The organism is Nostoc sp. FACHB-190 (genome assembly GCF_014696905.1).
GTDB lineage: Bacteria > Cyanobacteriota > Cyanobacteriia > Cyanobacteriales > Nostocaceae > Nostoc_B.
Map to the genome: position 1 here is coordinate 12,133 of NZ_JACJQW010000057.1, position 20,200 is coordinate 32,332.

The 20,200-nt window shown below is 41.1% G+C and carries 16 protein-coding genes; 6 read left to right on the plus strand and 10 right to left on the minus strand.

Translation table 11 applies throughout. The annotated features are described in order from the left end of the window. Positions 1–122: 122 nt before the first annotated feature. The 9 genes from H6G28_RS33025 to mobV all read right to left on the minus strand — a co-directional run bounded on the left by H6G28_RS33025 (position 123) and on the right by mobV (position 11,138). The gene (locus tag H6G28_RS33025) at positions 123–902 is read right to left on the minus strand and encodes a hypothetical protein (RefSeq protein ID WP_190677264.1); all 780 of its coding nucleotides are present in this window, start codon (positions 900–902) and stop codon (positions 123–125) included. Between the two features lie 132 nt (positions 903–1,034). Beyond that, the gene (locus H6G28_RS33030; RefSeq protein ID WP_190594287.1) at positions 1,035–2,165 is read right to left on the minus strand and encodes a hypothetical protein; all 1,131 of its coding nucleotides are present in this window, start codon (positions 2,163–2,165) and stop codon (positions 1,035–1,037) included. A 53-nt stretch (positions 2,166–2,218) separates the two neighbouring features. Next, positions 2,219–2,899 (minus strand): hypothetical protein, encoded by a 681-nt coding sequence (locus H6G28_RS33035; RefSeq protein ID WP_190677266.1) that lies wholly within the window; start codon positions 2,897–2,899, stop codon positions 2,219–2,221. Further along, positions 2,896–5,718, minus strand: a complete 2,823-nt coding sequence (locus H6G28_RS33040; RefSeq protein ID WP_190677268.1) for a putative type IV secretion/conjugal transfer ATPase — start codon at positions 5,716–5,718, stop codon at positions 2,896–2,898. The genes H6G28_RS33035 and H6G28_RS33040 overlap by 4 nt, the downstream gene beginning before the upstream one ends. After that, a complete protein-coding gene (locus H6G28_RS33045; RefSeq protein ID WP_190677270.1) occupies positions 5,708–6,004 on the minus strand; it encodes a hypothetical protein in 297 nt (98 codons plus the stop codon). The genes H6G28_RS33040 and H6G28_RS33045 overlap by 11 nt, the downstream gene beginning before the upstream one ends. Positions 6,005–6,411: 407 nt before the next feature. Next, the gene (locus H6G28_RS33050; RefSeq protein ID WP_242054721.1) at positions 6,412–6,924 is read right to left on the minus strand and encodes a hypothetical protein; all 513 of its coding nucleotides are present in this window, start codon (positions 6,922–6,924) and stop codon (positions 6,412–6,414) included. A 281-nt stretch (positions 6,925–7,205) separates the two neighbouring features. Next, the gene (locus H6G28_RS33055; RefSeq protein ID WP_190677274.1) at positions 7,206–7,718 is read right to left on the minus strand and encodes a DUF192 domain-containing protein; all 513 of its coding nucleotides are present in this window, start codon (positions 7,716–7,718) and stop codon (positions 7,206–7,208) included. A gap of 6 nt (positions 7,719–7,724) precedes the next feature. Next, positions 7,725–9,338 (minus strand): AAA family ATPase, encoded by a 1,614-nt coding sequence (locus tag H6G28_RS33060; protein WP_190677275.1) that lies wholly within the window; start codon positions 9,336–9,338, stop codon positions 7,725–7,727. Positions 9,339–9,434: 96 nt separating this feature from the next. Further along, positions 9,435–11,138 (minus strand): MobV family relaxase, encoded by a 1,704-nt coding sequence (mobV, locus tag H6G28_RS33065; RefSeq protein ID WP_190677277.1) that lies wholly within the window; start codon positions 11,136–11,138, stop codon positions 9,435–9,437. A 463-nt stretch (positions 11,139–11,601) separates the two neighbouring features. On the opposite strand from mobV, the gene H6G28_RS33070 reads away from it, so the two are divergent. From H6G28_RS33070 to H6G28_RS33090, 5 genes are all read left to right on the plus strand, one after another. Continuing rightward, entirely contained in the window at positions 11,602–11,988 is a 387-nt protein-coding gene (locus tag H6G28_RS33070) for a hypothetical protein (protein ID WP_190594280.1), read from the plus strand. A 15-nt stretch (positions 11,989–12,003) separates the two neighbouring features. Continuing rightward, the gene (locus H6G28_RS33075) at positions 12,004–13,212 is read left to right on the plus strand and encodes a ParM/StbA family protein (RefSeq protein ID WP_190677279.1); all 1,209 of its coding nucleotides are present in this window, start codon (positions 12,004–12,006) and stop codon (positions 13,210–13,212) included. A 106-nt stretch (positions 13,213–13,318) separates the two neighbouring features. Then, positions 13,319–13,717: a hypothetical protein gene (locus H6G28_RS33080; RefSeq protein ID WP_190677282.1), complete on the plus strand. Its 399-nt coding sequence runs from the start codon at positions 13,319–13,321 to the stop codon at positions 13,715–13,717. A 207-nt stretch (positions 13,718–13,924) separates the two neighbouring features. Next, the gene (locus tag H6G28_RS33085; RefSeq protein WP_190677284.1) at positions 13,925–14,302 is read left to right on the plus strand and encodes a hypothetical protein; all 378 of its coding nucleotides are present in this window, start codon (positions 13,925–13,927) and stop codon (positions 14,300–14,302) included. 115 nt (positions 14,303–14,417) lie between these two features. Then, entirely contained in the window at positions 14,418–15,011 is a 594-nt protein-coding gene (locus H6G28_RS33090; RefSeq protein ID WP_313950034.1) for a restriction endonuclease, read from the plus strand. On the opposite strand, the gene H6G28_RS33095 is transcribed toward H6G28_RS33090, so the two are convergent. Next, positions 15,008–15,544: a hypothetical protein gene (locus H6G28_RS33095; protein ID WP_190594276.1), complete on the minus strand. Its 537-nt coding sequence runs from the start codon at positions 15,542–15,544 to the stop codon at positions 15,008–15,010. The two genes, H6G28_RS33090 and H6G28_RS33095, sit on opposite strands and share 4 nt — an antisense overlap. A gap of 61 nt (positions 15,545–15,605) precedes the next feature. Here H6G28_RS33095 and H6G28_RS33100 point away from each other — a divergent pair. Continuing rightward, positions 15,606–20,200, plus strand: a 4,595-nt coding sequence (locus H6G28_RS33100) for a hypothetical protein (protein WP_190677286.1), incomplete at its 3' end; no start/stop codon positions are given.

A 20,200-nucleotide genomic window follows, 5' to 3' on the forward strand; every position in this document is an offset into this window, starting at 1 on the left:
TCGCTTTGCTCCAATTCAAATTTTTTTATGACAATCCCTGTAAATGAATTTAGGTGTGAGAAATCTCAATCAAAAGTTTTTATTTATTCTTAATTTTGAATTTTGAATTTTGAATTGTTTCTTTACCTTCTGCCAAGATTCAAATCAGTAATTTGGGTAATTTCCAGTCCGGCTTGGCGGACTTGATATATTTTTCTTGCTAAAGCACTCGTGTCCTTTGGTATTTCTTGTGGACTAGAAATAGCTTCCACTGTAATAGTTTTATTAAAAGAAATACCTTTTCCCGCGTTATCATTTCTGTTAAAAGTAACAAGTGTTGCGACTAAATCAACTTCCCATTTACCATCCCTTATTTTGCGCGGTTCTGAGATAAATCGAGGGATGAGAGAAACTTGTTGCTCACCGTTAAATATGCCTGTTGGTGTCAAGCTGGCAAGTTTCTTTAAAAAAGCAGCCCGAAAACCTTGATTTTCGCTCAAAGCAAAAGCCGCATCATAAGCTTTACTTGCTACTTTGCTATTTCCTCTTCCAATATTTCCAACTTCTACACCAGTATCTGCCTTAGTAATCGGTTCTCCTTTTTCATTGAATGTTTGTACAATTCCGTCCCAATTGAACATAGTAATGAAGGTGTCAGACACAAATTTCTTGATAACCTCATTAGAACGCTCTTGGGGTTCTACTGCTCTAGCAATAATTGTGTTCCCGCTTGCTAGTTGCACTAAAGTTAATGGCTTCTGACTTAATGTATGAATAGCTACATAATTTATCAGTTGTAATAATAAGGAAAGCACAGCCATTGAAAAGCCAGCCAGCGAAATTATTCCGACTCTAGTAGGTACAGATTTGCTATAGCTTAAAAGCTGTAATGGTTCGGCTTTTTCTTTCTTTTTTGTAAACATTGCTCATACCAATTCACTAAAATAATGAAACAGATGTAAACACTCAAAGCTTTGATTAATTAGGCTTTTTCAATTGCGAATTGCGTTAGCGAGCCTGTGAGCGTCATTGCGAATTGCAAATTGGTATCACCTCTATTTTTTAGCAGCTAAACTAGCGCCTTTTGTCACAAATGCTTTACCAGCATCAATTACAATGCTGGTGTAAATTTCAGCCGCTTTGTTGATTTGTTGCCACAAAGCTAATCCACCACCCGCCGCTAACCCGGCTGAGAGAAATGGAGCCATGATGCCGATGGTGAACAGGAAGAATAAGGGTTGATCTGCACTGGAGGTAGCCATCAGTTGTCCTGCCAGCCCAATCATGATATTGAAGGAAAGTTTTCCTATTCCCACAGAGAAATACCCAGTCAGCCAAGCAAATATAGCCTTAGAACCATAAGGTAACAATGAGCCGCCCACTGCCAAAGGGCCAAGGTAGGCTGTTAAGAGCATTGTTAGTTCAATACTCCACTGGTATGCACCATTTAGTCCAAGCAAGATGGCTGAAACAATTTCGATGATTCGTGAGCCTATATATGCACTAAATGGAGAAAAAATTACCTGAAGTGGGTTGGCTTTGTTTTGTATAGCTTGTATTGGCGCTTGAATAATTCTATCCAAAGTTTGAATAAATGATGCAAAAGGTGCTGCCCACGTCCTCGCACCAGGCGCTTGCTGAAAATAAGTCGGATATTGATTTGTTAGCCTTTGTCTGGCATCCTCCAAACATTTAATTGATTCTTGGGGTGTTAGTGACGATGTTTTACAGTTTTGAATTTCATTGGCAATTGCACTGCGAACTGCTACAACTCCTGCTGCTCTTTGATACGCCCCAGCCAAATTAGTTCCCGCCGCCGCCTTTTGTAAAACAAAATTGTTTGTATTGTTTATGTAATTTCTGATAGCTATTGTGCCTTGTCCTAACAATTGCCCATCATTTACTAACAAGGCAACAATTAGCAATACCCAAATAAAGTCTGTATATGGCTTTTGTTCTTCTCCATTCAACATTTGTTTTGTCCATTCAACCATAAAGAAAACAAATGTTGCGACGGCAAACAATACACCTACATCACAAAGTGTTGCATATAAAGTACCTGTTGTAACTTCTTGCCAAAGCTCGTCAAAGCCCTGGGCTAATGCTTGTGCTGCTTGGGCTGCTTGTTGAATTAAATCTCCACCAGCAAACTGAGATTGAGCAAATAAATAATTTTTGATTAGCATAATATCTCCAATTCAAAATTATTTCTTTAAATTTTGAATTTTGAATTTTGAATTTATTTTTCAATGTACGTAGGATCTAAACGAGTTAGCACTGCTAATTCAGTGATCAAAGATGTTGTCCCCGTATTAATAAGTTGCTCATTGGCTTTTTGAGCAGCTAAATTATCAGCTACTTGAGTCAGTAGCATATTTGAATGTACTGTGTCGTACCGTTGTTGTAGTGAATCAGTACGTTGATTGGATAACATACCGACAATTAGGGCATTTTGATTTGCGATTACTTTTAAGATATTTTGAGAAGCATCCATTCCTTGGGCCTCATCAGCCAGATTTTGAGCTTCTTGAGCGACTTGCAAGTTATCGTCAACTTTAACTTTTGTTTCCTCCTGTCCCTCTTTTCCTAAAGCTTGAGAAATTTTTAACTTGGAGATCGCTCTTTGTATCGCTTCACCTTTTGCTTGTGCTGTCGGTAGCGATTCTTCATCAGCAGTTTTATTTTTGAAATCTTCACCTGCCGCAACTGGATCTGGCTCACCCATATCGCCTACAGAGTCTTGAGTTGAATCTTCTGCGTCTTGTCCTTGTTCTCCCCAAGCCTCTCTAATCTTGGTGATTAGAGTCAAAATTTTCTGGAAATCCTGATCCAGTTGCAAACCATAACTAGGAGCGATAAACAAGGTACTACTTATAGTCAAAATCACAGCAGTAATGACAGCTATTCTGCGAGTTTTCACGTTACACCTGCTTTGTTTTGTTTAAGATGCTTGAGTAATTGTTGAGCTTCCAGAGAAAGTTCTTCGTCTCGAATCATTCTGATGTAATCTTCAGAAAAACGGACTAAGCCCAATAGTTGATTATTTTGGTATTGTTTGAGAAACAAAGTACGTAGTTCTTGTTCATGGGGGTTGTTAGCCACTGCTGCTAATAAACAGTAAGCCGGATAAAAGCGACAAAATGTAAGTTTGCCGTTATCGTCCAACAACCACTGAGAATAAATGCCCTCCTTTTTTGGATAAAAAGCTTCTGTGCTATTGACCCTAATGATTTCATGAGGATATTTAAAACGCTCGATAAATGGGTCAACTGCTGATGTTTGAACTCTGCCAACTAAGCGTGTAGTGATGTTGGCGAAAATTTTAGCTGATGCTTTACATTGATAAATACTCTCTGGCTCTTGTGCAGAAAGAATCACGCGAATACCTGATTTAGCACCGTTAGCACACAACCGTCCAATTAGTTCGGCAATTGAATCAAACTGAAATAAAATTGGTGCTTCATCTAGGAAGAATATACTTGCTTTTGATGATAATGCCCGACGCAGTGCTGCCGCATAAGCACTTAAAGCTAGTATCGCTGCATCTGCTTCACTTGATAAATTTCTTAACGCAAATACCAATAGTTTAGCATCAGTTCTAAAGCTGGATGGTCGAGAAATTGATTGCCCTACGCTCGTTGATAACCAATAGTTTATTCTCAGACGAACTTGCTCTAATGCTTCTAAAATATTTTTACTATTACTAGCAATTGAATCTAGCTTAATAAAAGCAGGTGAACAGTAATTATAAAAGTCCTTTAGCGTTGGCATTCCTGCCCAAGCTTCGGTTCCTACACCAGATTCTATCGCTGCTTTATAGCGGAGTTTTATATCATCATCGTTAAAGAAGGTTTTTAATGCTAAAGCCACAACTGATTCAATGTTGGTAATCATTGATGGACTCACGCCAATTGTGCTATTTCCAATAATCATGGTCATAAGAACCGATTTCAGGAATTCCTTAAAATCATTCAATCGTTCATTAATTAAGTCTTTTTCTAATCCTCTTAAATCAGGCAATTCAAATAGATTGTTTGACTCCTTGGAAATGTCAAAGTAAGCTCCCTCTTCACCCAGTAATTTTGTATAGTCGGTAAATGTAGATGTTCCATCTGGTTTTGGGTAATCCAGAGCTACCACTGGAATATCCTGGGCGAGGGCTGGCGTAAGAATTCCTGCAACCAGCACTGATTTCCCAGAACGAGTTGCCCCAAACACTGCAAGGTTTTTATGATTCTGGTACAAGTCTAGGTATACTGGTGTTCCGCCCTCATCAGCAATTAGCTCAAATCCAGAGCGATCTCCTGTGGCTGTGCGAATCAGTGGCATCAACCCTGGAGCTTCATTACTAAAGTATGGCAGTCTGCGCTTAAATGGTTTGGTAAGTAACGGCTCCCAAACGAAAGGACAACACTGCAACCATACCTTCCAAGCATATTCAGTTTCTCTGTCAACTACGGCTGGACGCAGGAAATAACTGGCGAGATAGCGACAAGCCTCATCTAACTCTCGTGTGGTTTTGCGGTGTACCAGAAAAGCAACAGCACTATGTACAACCACATTGCCTTTGTAGATTGTCTTTTGTGCTTCTACTGCTTCCTCTATGTTCATACCAGATTTGACATCGATATTGCCTTTCTGAGATGACAAGGTTGTACTTGTGATTGACTGTTTAGTAATGCGTTGTAGATTGGTTTTGGTAATGCCTTGATTTGCTTTTGTTAGCTGACACAAGATTTCTGTGTCAAAAATGCTGTCTCTAGAAATTAGTTCCCACAAGTAACGTAATTGAGCTTTTTCATCAATCCAGCCCCCTGGTTTTTGGCTGAAGTTGAGCGCCCCTATATATTTATCTTGAATTTTTACCCATCTTCTATCAAAAAAAGGCACAGATGCTTCATTCTCTAAAAGATGATGGCGAACATGAAAATCACTTGTTTGGCTTTCAACTAGTCCATTGTTCTCACTGATTGTTAACGGGTTAGGAATTGCTGGAGGTTGAGAGAGATTTAATTGCTGCCAAATTACTTCCCATATTTCAGATGCACTTAAAGTCCTAATTCCCAATTTCATTTTATTGCTGAGTATTGATTCCCACAATAAGAATCCATCACTAAATGAATTACTGAGGATATTTTCAATTCTGGTATTGTTAAATCCATGAATTTCTCCCGTAAACTTATACCAGCCTTTTTCTAGTTTCCTGATGATACCCTCAATAACATCTGAGCTTTTGTTGTCGTCGTCAGCAACAGTATAAGTACACCATAACCGGAGAAATTTATTTTTCCGAATTCCTAACTTCGTTAGCTCTTTTATTCGCAGCCTTTCACTCCGTACTAAAAGTTTCAGTTGGTCGATTTCGCATTTATTTTCTATAACTTTTAATTCTTGCTGTCTAGCATAGTCTGACGTAAATGAGCCTAAGTGAATAGTCAGAAATTCTTTTTCTGGGATTTCTTTTAGTCCAGCTTCTATACCGTCAAATATTGGTAGTATTTGCTCATTCGGTAAATTTGGGTGGATACCCAAGCAGTCGAAACAAAACTTAATTTGAATATCTTCTTTTCTTTTCAGAATTAATGCCCCGACTCTTTTTCTCCCACCTAAATTTATGTCACAGACTCCTGCTAAATGAATAACATCCTCAAAAGGAGTCAGCGTTTTAACTACGTTAATTTGTTCTGAATCTAGAGACTGCTTACCTAATTTATCAGTTTTTTTTGACTTAGTTTTCATCTTGATTCTTTAACGCTTTATAAGTCATATAACCTCTGCTAATTCGAGGTACACCGACGAACTTTCCAAAGAAATTTCGATTAGAAGATAGAACCCACCAAGTCGCCCATCCCCATGCAATACTTAATCCTGTCGCTAACCAACTCACTTGGAATATGTAATTCAGCACCAATACATTGAGTATTGCTATTGCTGACCAAGGAAATATTTGGTCTGCTGGGAAGGGGCCTAGTCTGGGTCTGTCTCCTAATATTCTGTTGACAATCCTGAATTTTTCTTTGCTCATACCAAGCACACAATTCGTAATTCATAATTTAAAAACGTAAGTATTTAGGGAGGAAGGAGGAGGCGGTGCGGTGGACGGGTTTCCCGGCATAAAGGAGACAGTTGCGTCGGTCGCCAGACTTGAGCAAACTGTCGTCAACTGCCGTTCAGAATTCATGCTGAATTCTAAATTCTTACACAGAATTCAGGAGTCAGAAGGGTTAAAGAATCAGAGGAAGATTTGGTAAATGAATATCCTATTTATATAACAGTCCTGATAAATTCTGACTTCTGACTCCTGGGTGCTGAATTCTTACAATTCTGTTTTCTGACTCCTTTTTATATCATTTACTTTTTTAAGAAAATAGTTAAAGAGGGGAAGAAAAAAACACCCATTTTGATTGTTTTCAACAACTAAATCTTGATAATTTATTGAACAATCAATCCTGTCACTAAGTCAGCTACAAAAACTGCCAACACGATAATTAATGGTGTTCTTGCTAAACTTTGCCAGTCCTCATCATTTCGGGCTGCTCGAATGATTCGCACAATAGCTACACCTAAATATAGCAAGAATAGCCCTCTTAATACGTTGAAAAATAATTCGACTACCAATTGTGTTTGAGCGTTACCACCAGCGTTATTAAAAACACGAACCATCCATGTTTGCGCTCTTTGAAAAAACTGAGCATCTGCTGGAGCATGAGCAAAATCCAATACAAAAACAATTGCTAGAACCGTAAACAGCACAGCATAAAGATTCACTCCATACTTGCGTTGTATTTTTTCAAAATTAGTCAGTAAAGCTTGTGTTTGCTTTGGAATTGCAACTGCAATTGCTCCCACAATCATGAACCCACCTAGCAATATATTATGGACTGACATCTCAACAATCATCAGCACACCTGTTATTCCCATGAGGGCGATGGTGCTATTTTTCATGATTTTGTTGTTCTTTTTGGATGAGGGAAGTTCGCGTGTATATGTTGTTTGCATCTCTCTTACTTAATTTAATAACTGAAAGACGAACACCCACATTATTTGTTGTGGCAACATAAAAACCCACAAACCTAAGTACGAAAAAAAATCATACTTTTGTCTACGGAAATGATTTGTTACTCATTTACCGTATTAATTATTCTCTTCATACAACTTTTGATGTATTCATTCAACACTGCAAGTATAAACAACAACAAAAAACAGGCCTTTAGGTAAATGTATTGCTATTGACTTTTTGGTAATTTTTGGATAGATAACTTATCCCCAACTCGAATGCCAGCACCAGGGGCGAGTTCCAAAACGTGCGTCGCAGCACTACCTTTGTAAATCGGACAAGGATTTTTGGGACAAGGTGGGGCGTTGTAAATCACTGTCGTCACTACATTATCTTTGAGATAAATTATGTCCAGTGGGATTTTGACCTGTGACATCCAGAATGGGACATCTTTGTATTCTTTACCGAGAACAAACAACATCCCGCGATCGCTCGGCAGAGATGACCGGAATTTCAAGCCTTTCCCCAATTCCTCTGGTGTACTGGCAACCTCTAGCTTAAATACTTGGTTGTTGTGGGTCAAAGTGTGGGTTACTGGTAGATACTGGGGGCGGGTTTGTAAGTAAACGAGGGTTGACGTTGCCACAACAATTGATATACCGGCGACAGGCCCCAGAATATTCAGGAACCTAAACCCCGCAATGTACAAGTCTTTTTCTGAAGGAATTTTTACTAATTGCATAAACGTTCACCCAAAAATATCAACGTTACCGACACTGTATATAGAAGAGTCAACCGGGGACGACGGCAACCCTTGTAAATCAGCCTTATTTCGCATACTCTCAACCCGGTCAGCTTCACGAATCGCTAGAGGGTTAATGTTTTGCCTTGCTTCCAGCAGCGCCGACAGTGTAATCTCAAGTGGTGGTAATTCCGATGGCATAGTGTCGTCGGGAAACATTTGGCAGAAAGTAGCGATTGCTGCTCGTTCCACAATCGCTTGAATCTCCGCGCCTACACAGCGATTGGTTGCTTTAAGTAATCTCTGCCATTCTTCAGTGCTGAAAGCATCTCCACCACGAAACCGCTTATCAAATCTGGCAAGGTGAATCTTGAATATGGTGTTGCGTTCGCCGTGGTTGGGCAAATCCACCTTGAAAATATCGTCAAACCTACCGCTTCGTGTTAATTCAGGTGGTAGCCAATCTAATCGGTTGACAGATGCCAGTATTAATACTTCGCTAGTACGTTCTTGCATCCAGGTTAAAAGCATACCAGCCAAGCGTTTGGATAAATCATCATCCCCGGCGAATCCCTTATCAAAGTCGTCCAAATAGAAGATGACACTGTTGAGACGGTCGAGCAATGTTAATAAAATTTTGAGCTTGTATTCGGCTAAGTTGCCGTAGCTGCGGAAGCTTCCCCACTCTACGATAATTAAAGGAAGTCCCAAACGCGCCGAGCAAGCTTTGGCTGAGTGCGATTTACCTGTGCCGGGAGGGCCGATTAGCAAAATACCCTTGGGTAGTCGGAGATTATAAGCTTTCGCCAGTGGTGTCAACAGTCGTTTGTATCGCTTAAATGCTTGTTGCATTAGCTCCAATCCACCAATCTCAATGGTTGGTGGCAGTAAAAAGTCAACGTTGTAAATTCGCTTAAACAGGTCAATTTTATAGGTAAATAGTTTTTTGATTAACTCTTGAGCGTTGAGACAACCAGATGCGATTGCTTGTCTGATACCATACTCAATATCAGCAAGATACATTCCCACACAGGCTCTAGCGGTAGAGTTAATATCTGTTTCGCTGTGATTGGGCAGGATCAGGGGTAAATAATTAGCAATTTCAGCAACACTTGGTAGCTGCTGAACTACGGTAGGGACTTCTGGTGCAATGTCAGTTGACAAGCTGGCATTTGGCCCCAACAAGATAGCAGTCTTGTTTGAGTTACGATTGTACAGTTTGAGGTTAATCAGCGCCGACTTGATCCACTCCGCCGTGAGAAAAAAGTCGGGGTTAGAAGTCTCTCCCAGCCAGGGAAACATCCCCTCCAGGATGAGAATGCCTTGTAAATCAGTGGTTTTCCAAAATCTCAAGATTTCAAAATAGTGTTCGCGTCGGTTTTTGGCGATCGCCTGATATTTGGTTTCAGGTTGTAATGTCAAGTCTTGGTCGTTGACAATTAACTGGTATAGTGAATCGTCCTCCAGCGTCCAGATGTAGCAGTTGATGTTTTGCTGCTGGCATTCGCTGGCGATGTTTTTGAGTAGCCGAATTCTCTCTTGCAAGGGAGATTCTATGGCAATTAGCTTGTTCTGGAGTTTTATTAACTCAAAAACTTGTTGAACTAATGTTGAACTCATAGGTTGACGTATTGTTGCCAACCAGATCATAAAAATCTTAAATAATTGCTTGCACCAACGAAAGTACAAAAATAAATAGTACCTTTGGCTATTGTTTTAAAGTTCCATTGCCTCATTTTTTTGTGGGTTCAATTTTTGGGAGAGTTGCACCAATTCCTGATTCCAATCACCAGCCTTACACTTAAGCCGAGTAGCCTGTGGTAGTAGTTCTTTTACAGCCCGTGCAGCTACATTGCCCGATTCATCCGGGTCAAAAGCCACCTGCACATTAGGGATATGCTGCAATTGCTCCACAGGTAAACTGTTGGGGCTATCAACTGCCATGTACAGTGTTCTCGTGGGTGGCACATCGCCTCTAACTTGATACTCCAGCATGGCTATTGACATAGCATTGATGGGCGATTTACACAGCACTAGTTTTTCTGGAGGGTCAGTCGGTTGTCCGCCCAGGTGAAAGTAAAACCAACCCTCACGGCGCTTAGTCCCTTTCTCGTAACCCTTAAAACTGTTATTCTCGCCCCGTGTCCCTCGCAAGAATGCACCTTTAGCATGGGGTAGATCGCCAAGATTCCGCATCACGAACACAGCATTTTGCTGATCATCAGCGTAAATTAGCCCCCGTTCGTGGAGAGATTGAACCAGATTCTCGCCTATTCCCCGGTTCTGGGTGAGGTAGTTAGAGACTAACTGCCATTTGGCTTTGTCCTCAACTGGTAGTCGGAATTGCGGACGAGGTTCAGACTGGATAATCTCACTTGTTGCATTCTTGGCGTGAGCGATCGCTGCTCTTTCTGCCCCGGCTTCCCCGAATCGATCACTGAGCCAAGCGATCGCTTCTCGGAAATTGCAAGAGTTAACGTGCATCACCAAATCAATCGCACCACCGCCGCCCTTCTGTTGCTCCAGTGAAAAATCGTAGAACTTCGACCCATTTATACTAATGATGTTACCGTGACCCCTCCATCGTCCTTGGTCATGATGCAGCCCCAACTCCCAGGCGACATCCTCTAAGAGCAAGTCTCGCAGTTGTTGAGTTTGTTGCTCTAATTCAGCAATTTGTTTTCGTAATAGTTCATTTTCTTTTGCTAGAGCTTTGGCTGTGGCTTCCATTTCTTCCTTGGAGTGAGTAGCCCTGTCACGGTCTGCGGCTTTGGCTTTTAACTGCTCAGGGTTTAAGTCTTCAGCTTCCAAGTCTCGCCCCGACTCAACAATCCGGTAGAACTCCTTGATATCTAAGTGTTGCGCTCTACTGCCTTTGAGTCCGCGTTCTAGACCAATCAGCCGCATTGTCTGGTAATACGATTCCTGAAATTGCTGAATTTTCTGCCTGCCATCAAAGAAATGACTACAGCGTAATTGCCCTTCATCATCCAAAGGCACGAAGTAAGCATGAATATGGGGGGTGGCTTCATCCAGGTGCAATTCTGCCCTGACAATGCGATCTCCATATTCATCCGCTAACCATTGGTGCGTGGCTTCTAGCCAAGCATCTAACCTCTGGGGATCATAATCCCCTGCTTGACTAGGATTGTCTGGGCGAAAATAACTGGGCGACGCACTCAATAATAATTCCACACAATAAACACCATCTGTCCGAATCTTCCGCTTTTGCTCATATTCGCCAATTTTAGCGAGTACCAAATTTTCTAACCTTTCTTCTGGATTAAGACTACCAATAAACCGGAGATTCTGTTGGGTTGGGTCGGCGTTAGGCGTTGGTCGCTCACGGGCTGTGTGGGCTGCACTCCCTGTCAGATTGCTCCGCTTTAATTTCTTTAATCTTGCTATAGCGTAAGACATTTCACTCTGACCCTGTTAAAATTATTTTCTCGGAAAATCCTCAATTTTTCGCCCAAAACGCCCCTCGAAAATGGCTAGAATTTAGAATAGCAAAAATAACCGTAGTAAGTACGGTTATTTTATCCTGCCACCGGAGAATTGTTGCAGCCTTTTGCTGTGGTTTCCCTAAAGCAGTTACAGGACAGTCGCAGAGGCGAGAAAAGAGATGCTCTAGGACAGTCATTTAGCAGTTTCAGGACGGCTGTAGAAGAGTGATAAAACAGTCCTGGGGAATAGTAATCTAGTATACAATTGAATGATTAAAACCCCACTAATTACATGGATTTAGTGGGAGTGATAATTAAGCTTGTCAAGGAAAAGGAATCGGCTTAGACTTTAATTAATTGAGTTTTCCATTTAATTCTACAAAGTGAAAGAGGAAATATTAGCGCGAATTAACGCGCAAAATCTTTGTGTGAGAAAAATGGAACAGAATCAAAAAGTAATTCTTTCAATCAAGCGAACAGCAGACACTATTGATGGACAGATAATTAACTATCTGCAAACGGAGCCGTTTGGCTTGGGGAAGCTACCAGAAATAGTGATGATGACTCTCAAAGAATATTGGTTGCCTTTCACTATTTGTGATGCTGGCGCAGGGAGTAAAGAACTGAGGCGGGGGGCAATTTGGGCAATCAAGCGATTAGAAGCGCAAGCTGCCTTGATTAGAGAAACATTTCTAGAATCTAGTGCAGACAGTGGAGAGCCAATGCTCAACGATAGCCAACTTTGGGATGAGAGTGGTGACGGTTTGTTCACAATAGAACCGTCAGAGGATTTGAAGCAGATTAATAGGTTGTTCGGTGTTTAATAATTGGGTGAGAAAATGAATAGAGTTTCACAAGTTTTGACAAAAATGGTTGCTACCTTTGATTTAGGAGGTAGCCAGAGCAAAGGGATTGTGCAGATATATCCTGATGGTCTACCAATGGTAATAGCAATGGAACCCGAAGTAGCGGATGTGCGAAGAGAATCAATTACACACCTGGGAAATCGATTGTATTCTGATTATGTTTGGGTGGGAATTGGCGAAGAATACTATGCTTTAGGCGCTTTAGCCAAAGATGCTTTTGCAGGTACAGCAGCACTTAAAGATTTGAAGTATCATTATGCCCTGCCAAAAATAACTGGTTTGCTGTGGTGGGCTTGTCATCAATTAGATTTGAAGGCTGTAGAAGCTTATGTAGACTTGCTTTTACCACCTGGAGAAATATCTGATGGTGGCGAATTAGGTAAAAAATTGGCATCAGTTTTAAGCCAGGGTGTCATCACGCCTACGGGAAAACTAAAAGCTAAGTTGCGTAACTTTCAGGTAGCCCCAGAAGGTAGTGGAATTCTCGCTTATCGAAGACGTGGATTAGGTGAATCATTCAAACAGAAAAACATTGGATTGCTGATGTTGGGTTATCGTAATGCTTCTTTTCTTTTGTTCAAAAAAGGTAATCCAGGTGCTTCAGAATCTACAGATTTAGGTATGAATTGGGTGGTAGAACAATTTGTTGAGCGAACTTCTGTTGGATTATTAAAAAATGACAAGCGATTACCTAAAGCCTTAGTAGAAGCCAGCAAAGGCAATTTGAATGCGCTTCGTTCTTTGTCGCGCAAAAGTGGTGAAGAAATTGAATCTGATTTAAAGTTATTTAATTCAGTTCTCCCAATTGTGCGCGATGATTACTGTCGCGCTTTAATTCGTTGGATTAGAAATATAGCTGCATTTAATGAAGTTGTTATTTGCGGGGGTACATCTGAGTTTGTACGCCCTGAATTAACAGAACATTTCCAAAAAGAAGGTATACCGATTTCTTGGAATGGAGGTGTTGATATTCCCAAACCACTTGATACTCTGGGTTTAGGGGACAGAGTGGCCGATGTTTGGACTGCACATATTACCTATATTAAAGAACTGGACAATCATTTTGGTTACAAACGCACTCAACCATTGGTTCCAGATAACTATCAACATCCAGGTGTCCGAAATCGACAGCAAGAAACAGACCTTTGGAATGGCAAGCAGAATAGCTTTTTGACCATATAATCCCAACCCTTTAATTCGCAATTAAAAGATTTCGGTTTTTGGTAGAAGCGATCGCATAAATTTCTTCCACCAAAATCTCAATAAACATTGCTGATGCACTAAATTTATGCCAACAGACATCGAACAGCAAACCCAAAAGTTATTACAATTCGCACAAGAACAGAACTTTGATGAGCGTTATCTAGGTTATTTTGGTGATGTTTGGCAAGAGGCTGGCGTAAAAGACCTCTCGAAAGCCACTACTCAGGATGCCGAAAAAGCTCTACAAGTTCTAGCCAACAGTGCGGCTAGTGGAGAATTTGTAAAGGCATGGTTGTCTGTTGCAGTTCGCCAGGGTGTTCCGTCCAATGTGTTGGAATACATTCTTGAAAGTGATATTGATGGCGACGGACGGACGTTGGCGCAGGAAATTTTTGTTGATGGCACAGATCCCTTAGAACAAGATTCCCCTGCGCCACAGCAAGCAATTAATGTCCGAAGTCAAGGCATCGAACTAGAGCTTTAGCATGAAATTGCAAAAAAATCTACAGAAATAAGTACGAATTTTTTTGTACTCCTGTAGATTGTTTTAGCAGAACTCAGCAGATACACTCTGTTTGGATAACTCAAGATATTCCTCTTTCACTTTTCATAACACCACTCTAGTAATATCAATTCTTTAATGCAAATTATTGATATTACTGAATATTTACCAAACAAATTTGAGGAAAATATGCAGCACCAATTGACAACACTGAATGGCTCCAGCAAGCATACACAAATATCTCAACCACAGATGTTAAACTCTGATTTAACTCCAATTCAGTACCAGCAAAAATTAGAGGCTTTACTTTTTCAAAAAGCGGAACGAGGCGAAAATTTAGAACCCTGTATTAATGCCTTAAATTACTTTGTCAGTCAGAACAAACAACTTGACTTGCTCAACAAAGTTTACACTGATGCCAAAAAAGAATTGTCAGTATTTAGCTCTGTTCAGAGAGTAGCTATAACTGTTTTTGCTATTCTCGGTATGATTGGCGTTTTCAATGGGGCTTTTACTCAGGCTCGGCACAATCCAGCTTCAGTTAATGCCCCTGTTCAAGCACCCTAATTGGTATCAAAGGGTAGACTGCTGATTTTTTCACGAGTAAGTCTACCTCCACTACGAGTGATGTCTAACGACAAGCCGCAAGCATCTACGCAGTAATATCAATGAAATAAAACCAGTGGAGCTAATTGTTTCCTTCATCATTGTTGTTGTAATACTTTTGATAGTTTGGGCATTAAGTCCAACCAAGAAGTTTAAACGACGACTAAAAAGGAAGAAATCACCCAAACGCCAAACAAAACATCAGCGCAACATCAACCACGCTAACGCAGTCCTGCAATGGCTCCGTAGCAAACACCCTGAACCAAAATTACCCACAGTAATAGCCACGCTGCGTAAAATTAGTCCCTATGTTTTTGAAGAATTACTGTTAACTTGTTGTCAAGAACAAGGGTGGCAGATTAAACGCAATTTCAGTTATAGCGGAGATGGGGGTGTTGATGGTCGGGTTTGGGTTTCGGGCAGTTTATATCTGATTCAAGCCAAGCGTTATGCGGATTATATTAACCCGCAGCATATACAACAGTTCCAGCAAACTATTGAACAACTCGGTGCTAGTGGAGGGTTTTTCATTCACACAGGGAAAACTGGGGACAAATCAAAACAGATGATTGGTGATTGTCCCCAGGTGATTCTTGTTAGTGGGCAGAAGTTGGTTGATTTTGTTTTGGGTAAGCCCGTCCAAATAACATCAACCTCGCTGTTTATTTAGATGAACGGTGGTGTGTCTAAATCGAAGGGTAAACTGCTTGGTTCTTCGTTGTTTCTTAGGTCTACTTCCATTTGCTGGCGGCGTTGTTGGTATGTGCCGTTGGCAGGTTTGAGACTTCGCATTAGCCAAGCGCCATAGTTAATCCCTTGTTCGGCGTGGGATGCTGACATTTTATTGAAGTTTTCTACTTCAATCTGTTGACGGCGTTCCATTTCTGCCAACCATCCCTCGCTAATTCCCTGTTTTAACGCAGACTCAATATAGTCGGCTCTAAGAGTACCGTCTGGGTTAAATTGTTTCTTTTCCTCAGAAGTGAAGAAGTCGTAGGCTGTGTACTCTATCCACTCTTCTGGTTGTGTTTCGTCCAGGCGTTTCCATTCATCAAACTCCGCCTTTAACCTACGAGCATAACTATCAACGGCTCCTGGATGACTCCCTTCAGCTATTTTTTGTTGCCTTACCTCATCCCTCATTGTTCCATCAGGTAAAAATTCTTTTTTGTGCATATTGAACCATCTCTTGGTTCTAGACATATTTATTTTCGCCATAATTAACACCTCACAAAATTGATAAAGTTTTAATATTTGAAGAGCTATGACTCTAGAATTTAAACACTTCGACACCAGACTAAATACTTGGATTCATGTTGACGGAGATAGCAAGAATCCTGAATCAATTTTAACCGAAAAGCTGGACAATACTCTACTAGAATTTTACTTTCCTGACAAAGAGTTTTCTTTTGGACATCTAGATGAATATAGTACCCCAGAAGATTTAAAAAATCATCCAAATGGGCATACTCTCTTATTATCTTCTAAGACTAGATTGCTTTATGGTTCACCAGAATGTTTGGAAGTGATTGATAAGCTATGCCCTGATAGAAAAGACCGGGGTGCTTATGGTTCTATTTTTTTAGGTTCTTGCAAAAATTCTCTTAATGAAACTCTCAATATCCTAGTAGTAAATGATGATTCAGATCCGGACAAAGCTGGTGAAAATGGAGGAATTCTCAAAAGAGAAAGTGCTTTCAAATTAGTAGGAGATTGTTACGGACAAATTTCAACTCAACTTTATGACAAGTTGACAAAAAGGGAAGAACAACAAGATTACCGAGTCATTCAGCATCGCTTTGGTTGGAGAGAAGGCGATGGAGAAGATACTAAATATAGATTTGGAAAAGGAACCTTAAGACCACATAAACTAGATAGTGTAGAATATGTTAACCCCCAAAATGAGCCAAAAATCGACCTAATTCTCCCCCTCTCCAGCTTCAAAGGCACAGACAAAGACCGTCCAGGGGGAGCAATTAAACCCCAAATTCAACCAGGACTCTACACACAGAAAATATGGCTAGGTGAAAAGTCACAGTCAGAGCGCGGTAAAACAGCAATATCTCAACTATTAGCATCATTCCCCCAAGGTATTAAAGATTTCGCTGAAGAACTAGAAGCTCAAGCCCAAAAGTTAGCAGAATCCCAAAGTGACCCCAGAAAAGTGGCTCAACTTTTTTGTGAGAAATATGAAAAACGTAAAGCTTTCACAGAAGAACAGAAAGCCTCTCTGGAACAACAAATCACTGAACAAGTTGCTGATGGTTCACTTGTTAAACAGTTGGAATTGCTCACATGGAATGAAGCTGAAGAACAATTTGAAGCAAGTGATGATTTGGATGAAGGGTCACAGAAAGATGATTTATTAATGTACAAGCTCATCAAAGCTGATTTGGTGAGTGGACATAACCAAATTTTAGAAACAGAGAAGGTCAGGAGAGAGCTTGCTAAATTCGTCCAGGGTGAATGGCGAGATATCGCTTTGGGAGGGACACTGACTTTTGATAGAGCTATGATTATTTCATCCAAGGAATTGAAAAACGGTGAAATTTGTGTTCCTTGGTTGGATGAAGGTGAAAAAGTTCTTAATTTCCGTTCACCATTCCTCAACTCTAACGGGTTGTGTGTTTCAACTAATAAGCTTGTCGATGACCGACTAGGGCCAGATGGTGAACCGTTAAAAGGAATTATCGTCGTCAACGATGAAGACTTAAAACGCATTAAAGCGAGACTTCAGCCTGACGAAATAGCCCCATTAGAAACCGAATCAGAGCGCCAAGGACGAGATTTTGACGGCGATTGTATTGGAGTGACGCTTGCTAGGAAATACCCCAATCTTACAGCAGAAGCCGAGTACAGAAATCAGCCCGAAAATGCTTATGCTCCTACTGTTAAAGAGAAAAAGCAATCATTTTATATTAACGGAGAACAACCACCATTTGAGGAAATAGCCATACACATGAGCGATGGCATCAGTGTGGGCATTATTAATAATCAAGTGACCTCACTTTTATCTTTAGAGTCTGAAATCGAAATCCTTAAAACTTACGGAACTTCTGAGCAAAAATCAGCTTACTTAGACCGAGTACTAGAACATTATGAAAAACTACTAGAAGAAGATAATGCCAAGCCTATTAGGGAAGAGTATAAACCTAATATACAAGAATTTGTAAAACTCGCTCAAAACCCAGATAGAACGCCTGAAAGCATTGAGCAGGCGATGGATAAAAATCGTATACTATATCGTAAATTAATCGAAGAAGCGTGTTATCACAATCAAGTCGCGGTGGACTTATTCAAAAGTTCCCGAAAGCCAGAAATGGATTTAATTAAAGAAAATAATCGCTATTTGTACCGCAAGGTAGACTATGTTAGAGATAAAAAATCAACCTCAGTTTATTTAGATTCCGGCATCAAAACCACGGGCTATTCCCCAGTCGAATTATTAATCAACCAAACTAACAAATACTTCCAAGAATCGAAACTGGAATCACGCCCTATAGTCCAGTTCAGCAATTTATTTAAAGATGTAGAATTTACACCCCAGCAGAGATTCAGTGCGATCGCTGCAAAGTATGAATTTGACCGCCTGTACAACGCTGCCGTGGCAATGGAGCGACGGCGGGAAACAGAGCGAGGGCCATCAGCCATTATCCAAACGCAGCAGGGGACTAAGCTGGAGATGACAAACCTCTTACGCCACAAGCATCCGGGCATTTGGAAGGCAGAATCTATCAACTTGAAGCTGGTAGAGGACAAGCGCAGCAACAAATTATTGGCGATCGCCCAAATTAACAACGAACAGGATGATAATGGTAATCCTAAGTTTCGTAGACTCGGCACAATCAGCCCCCAGTCAATAGAGGAAAACAACCTCAAGCCAGGGATGACAACCAACAACGCCAAGCTGGTTGAATTCCGTCCCGAACTGACCAAAGGACAAACGCGGTTGATGTTCTCGCAGGCTTACAAATTTGCCCAAGCATATTGTGAGAGCATACCAGAGTCCGAACGATTGTCGGCGGCGGCGGCAGCGTGGAGTGTTGGGGCGGCGAGGCAGGATGAACTTGAATCAATTCAAAATTCAAAATTCAAAATTCAAAATAAAAGTCAAATCCAGAAGAAAACACCTAACTTTGTGTTCGCGGCATTCAGTGAGGAAATTATCTCGCGCTTGGGGGAACTGCAATTTACTGATTTGCGAGTCGGCACACTGAGTAATGAGGCTAACAACTTCAAGGGTAAAGAATGGAACCCCGACGAAAAATACAATGTAGAAATCCGAGCTAGTGACCACCCACCGGGACACGATCGCTACGCTTCGAGATTAGTGTTTGTTGCCGATGGTGATGGTGAATATAAGGAGTTTGCAGCGTTAGAGCCGAGGACGGCGCATTTACCAATTGGCACAAAGGCGCAGACTAATATTCTGCCTGGGGAAACTTCGACAGCCAAAGCGACGGTTTCTGTGCCAGGACAGGAACCAGTAGAGTTTACCATCCGAGAAATCAAAAAGTTCTCTTATGCTGACAAGACATTTCACGGTGAACAAGTCAGCTTGGAAATTGGTAAAGTACCAGTACCCACAGGAGTAGTGAAAATTAAGTTAGATGGTAAAACTCTTGGAGAGTTGGATGCCGACTCTATCAAGCAACTCCAGGCAGTAAACTATCTTGCTGACGGGAAACCTCTTAATCTCAAGCTTACGACCATATCCGAAAAACACAATGCTTTTGTGATAGCTGAGTCACCAAATGGGAATTTTATAAAGATTGATAAAACTAATTCTTACGATTATGAAGGCGAGAAATTTGCAGATAAAGAATATAGAAAACTAACACTGGAAGTACCGCAATCTCAAGTAAGAGATGCCGTGTTTTTAAATGGGGAACCGTTGGGAGTACTGTTTTTTAATAAAGATAAAGAAGCAATCAAAAACTTGGGGGCGCTAAAATTTGGTCAATTAACACCAGTTAATGTGACGCTCCAGAGCAATTTCACCACAACAATGGTCGTGAAAGTTGACCCCGCAACAGTTCAATATCCTGAAACTTGGGTGAAACAAAACCAAGTGTTTGGTCAACAGACAGTCAATGAAGAACAACACAGAGCGATCGCAAAAACTGCACCGATGCTCTACAAAATAAAAGAGCGTCCCACCATGTTGTTTGCCACACCCGAAGATAAAATGTTGGGATTGACACAACTAGCCGTGGACAACCATAAAATTGCGACTGTGACCGAGTGGCTGGCTGACAAGAATGTTGCGATTGCCCAAGTGCCACCAGAAGATGTGCCACTGGAAACGAAAAAGGGACTCGCCGTATTTAATTTGGTAAATTCATCAATTTCTGAACCCACTTTTGAGGCGATGGCCAAGAAATTTGGGAGTGTGATTGAGTCCCAAACTGAATACGAGAAGAAAGTGCGATCGCTGCCTGACCGTCCAAAGCATCTCAAACCGCCACAACCACTACAGACAGTAACGTTATCCCAAACTTCACAGTTACAGCAGCCGTCGCAAACCAGTCTAACTGAACCGAAAACACCCCCCAGCCAAGAATCTCAGTCCGTAAGCATCGACCACCTGCGCTCATGGTACATTGCGGCTGATGGTTTGGGTAAACCTGACGATTACAAAAAACGAATTGTTGAAGTTGCCAATAATTTTAAAGCAGGCGGTCAGTTGTCTCCCAAAGCCCTGGCGGTAATGGAACAAGATACGCTCACTCGAATCTCCCAGGTGTCCCAGAAGTTGGCATCAAATATAGGTCAGCTTGGAAATGATGGTACTGTCCGTGTTACTGGTAAAACGTATGATTTAGCATTAAATTCTGAACGCAAAGATTTGGCGATCGC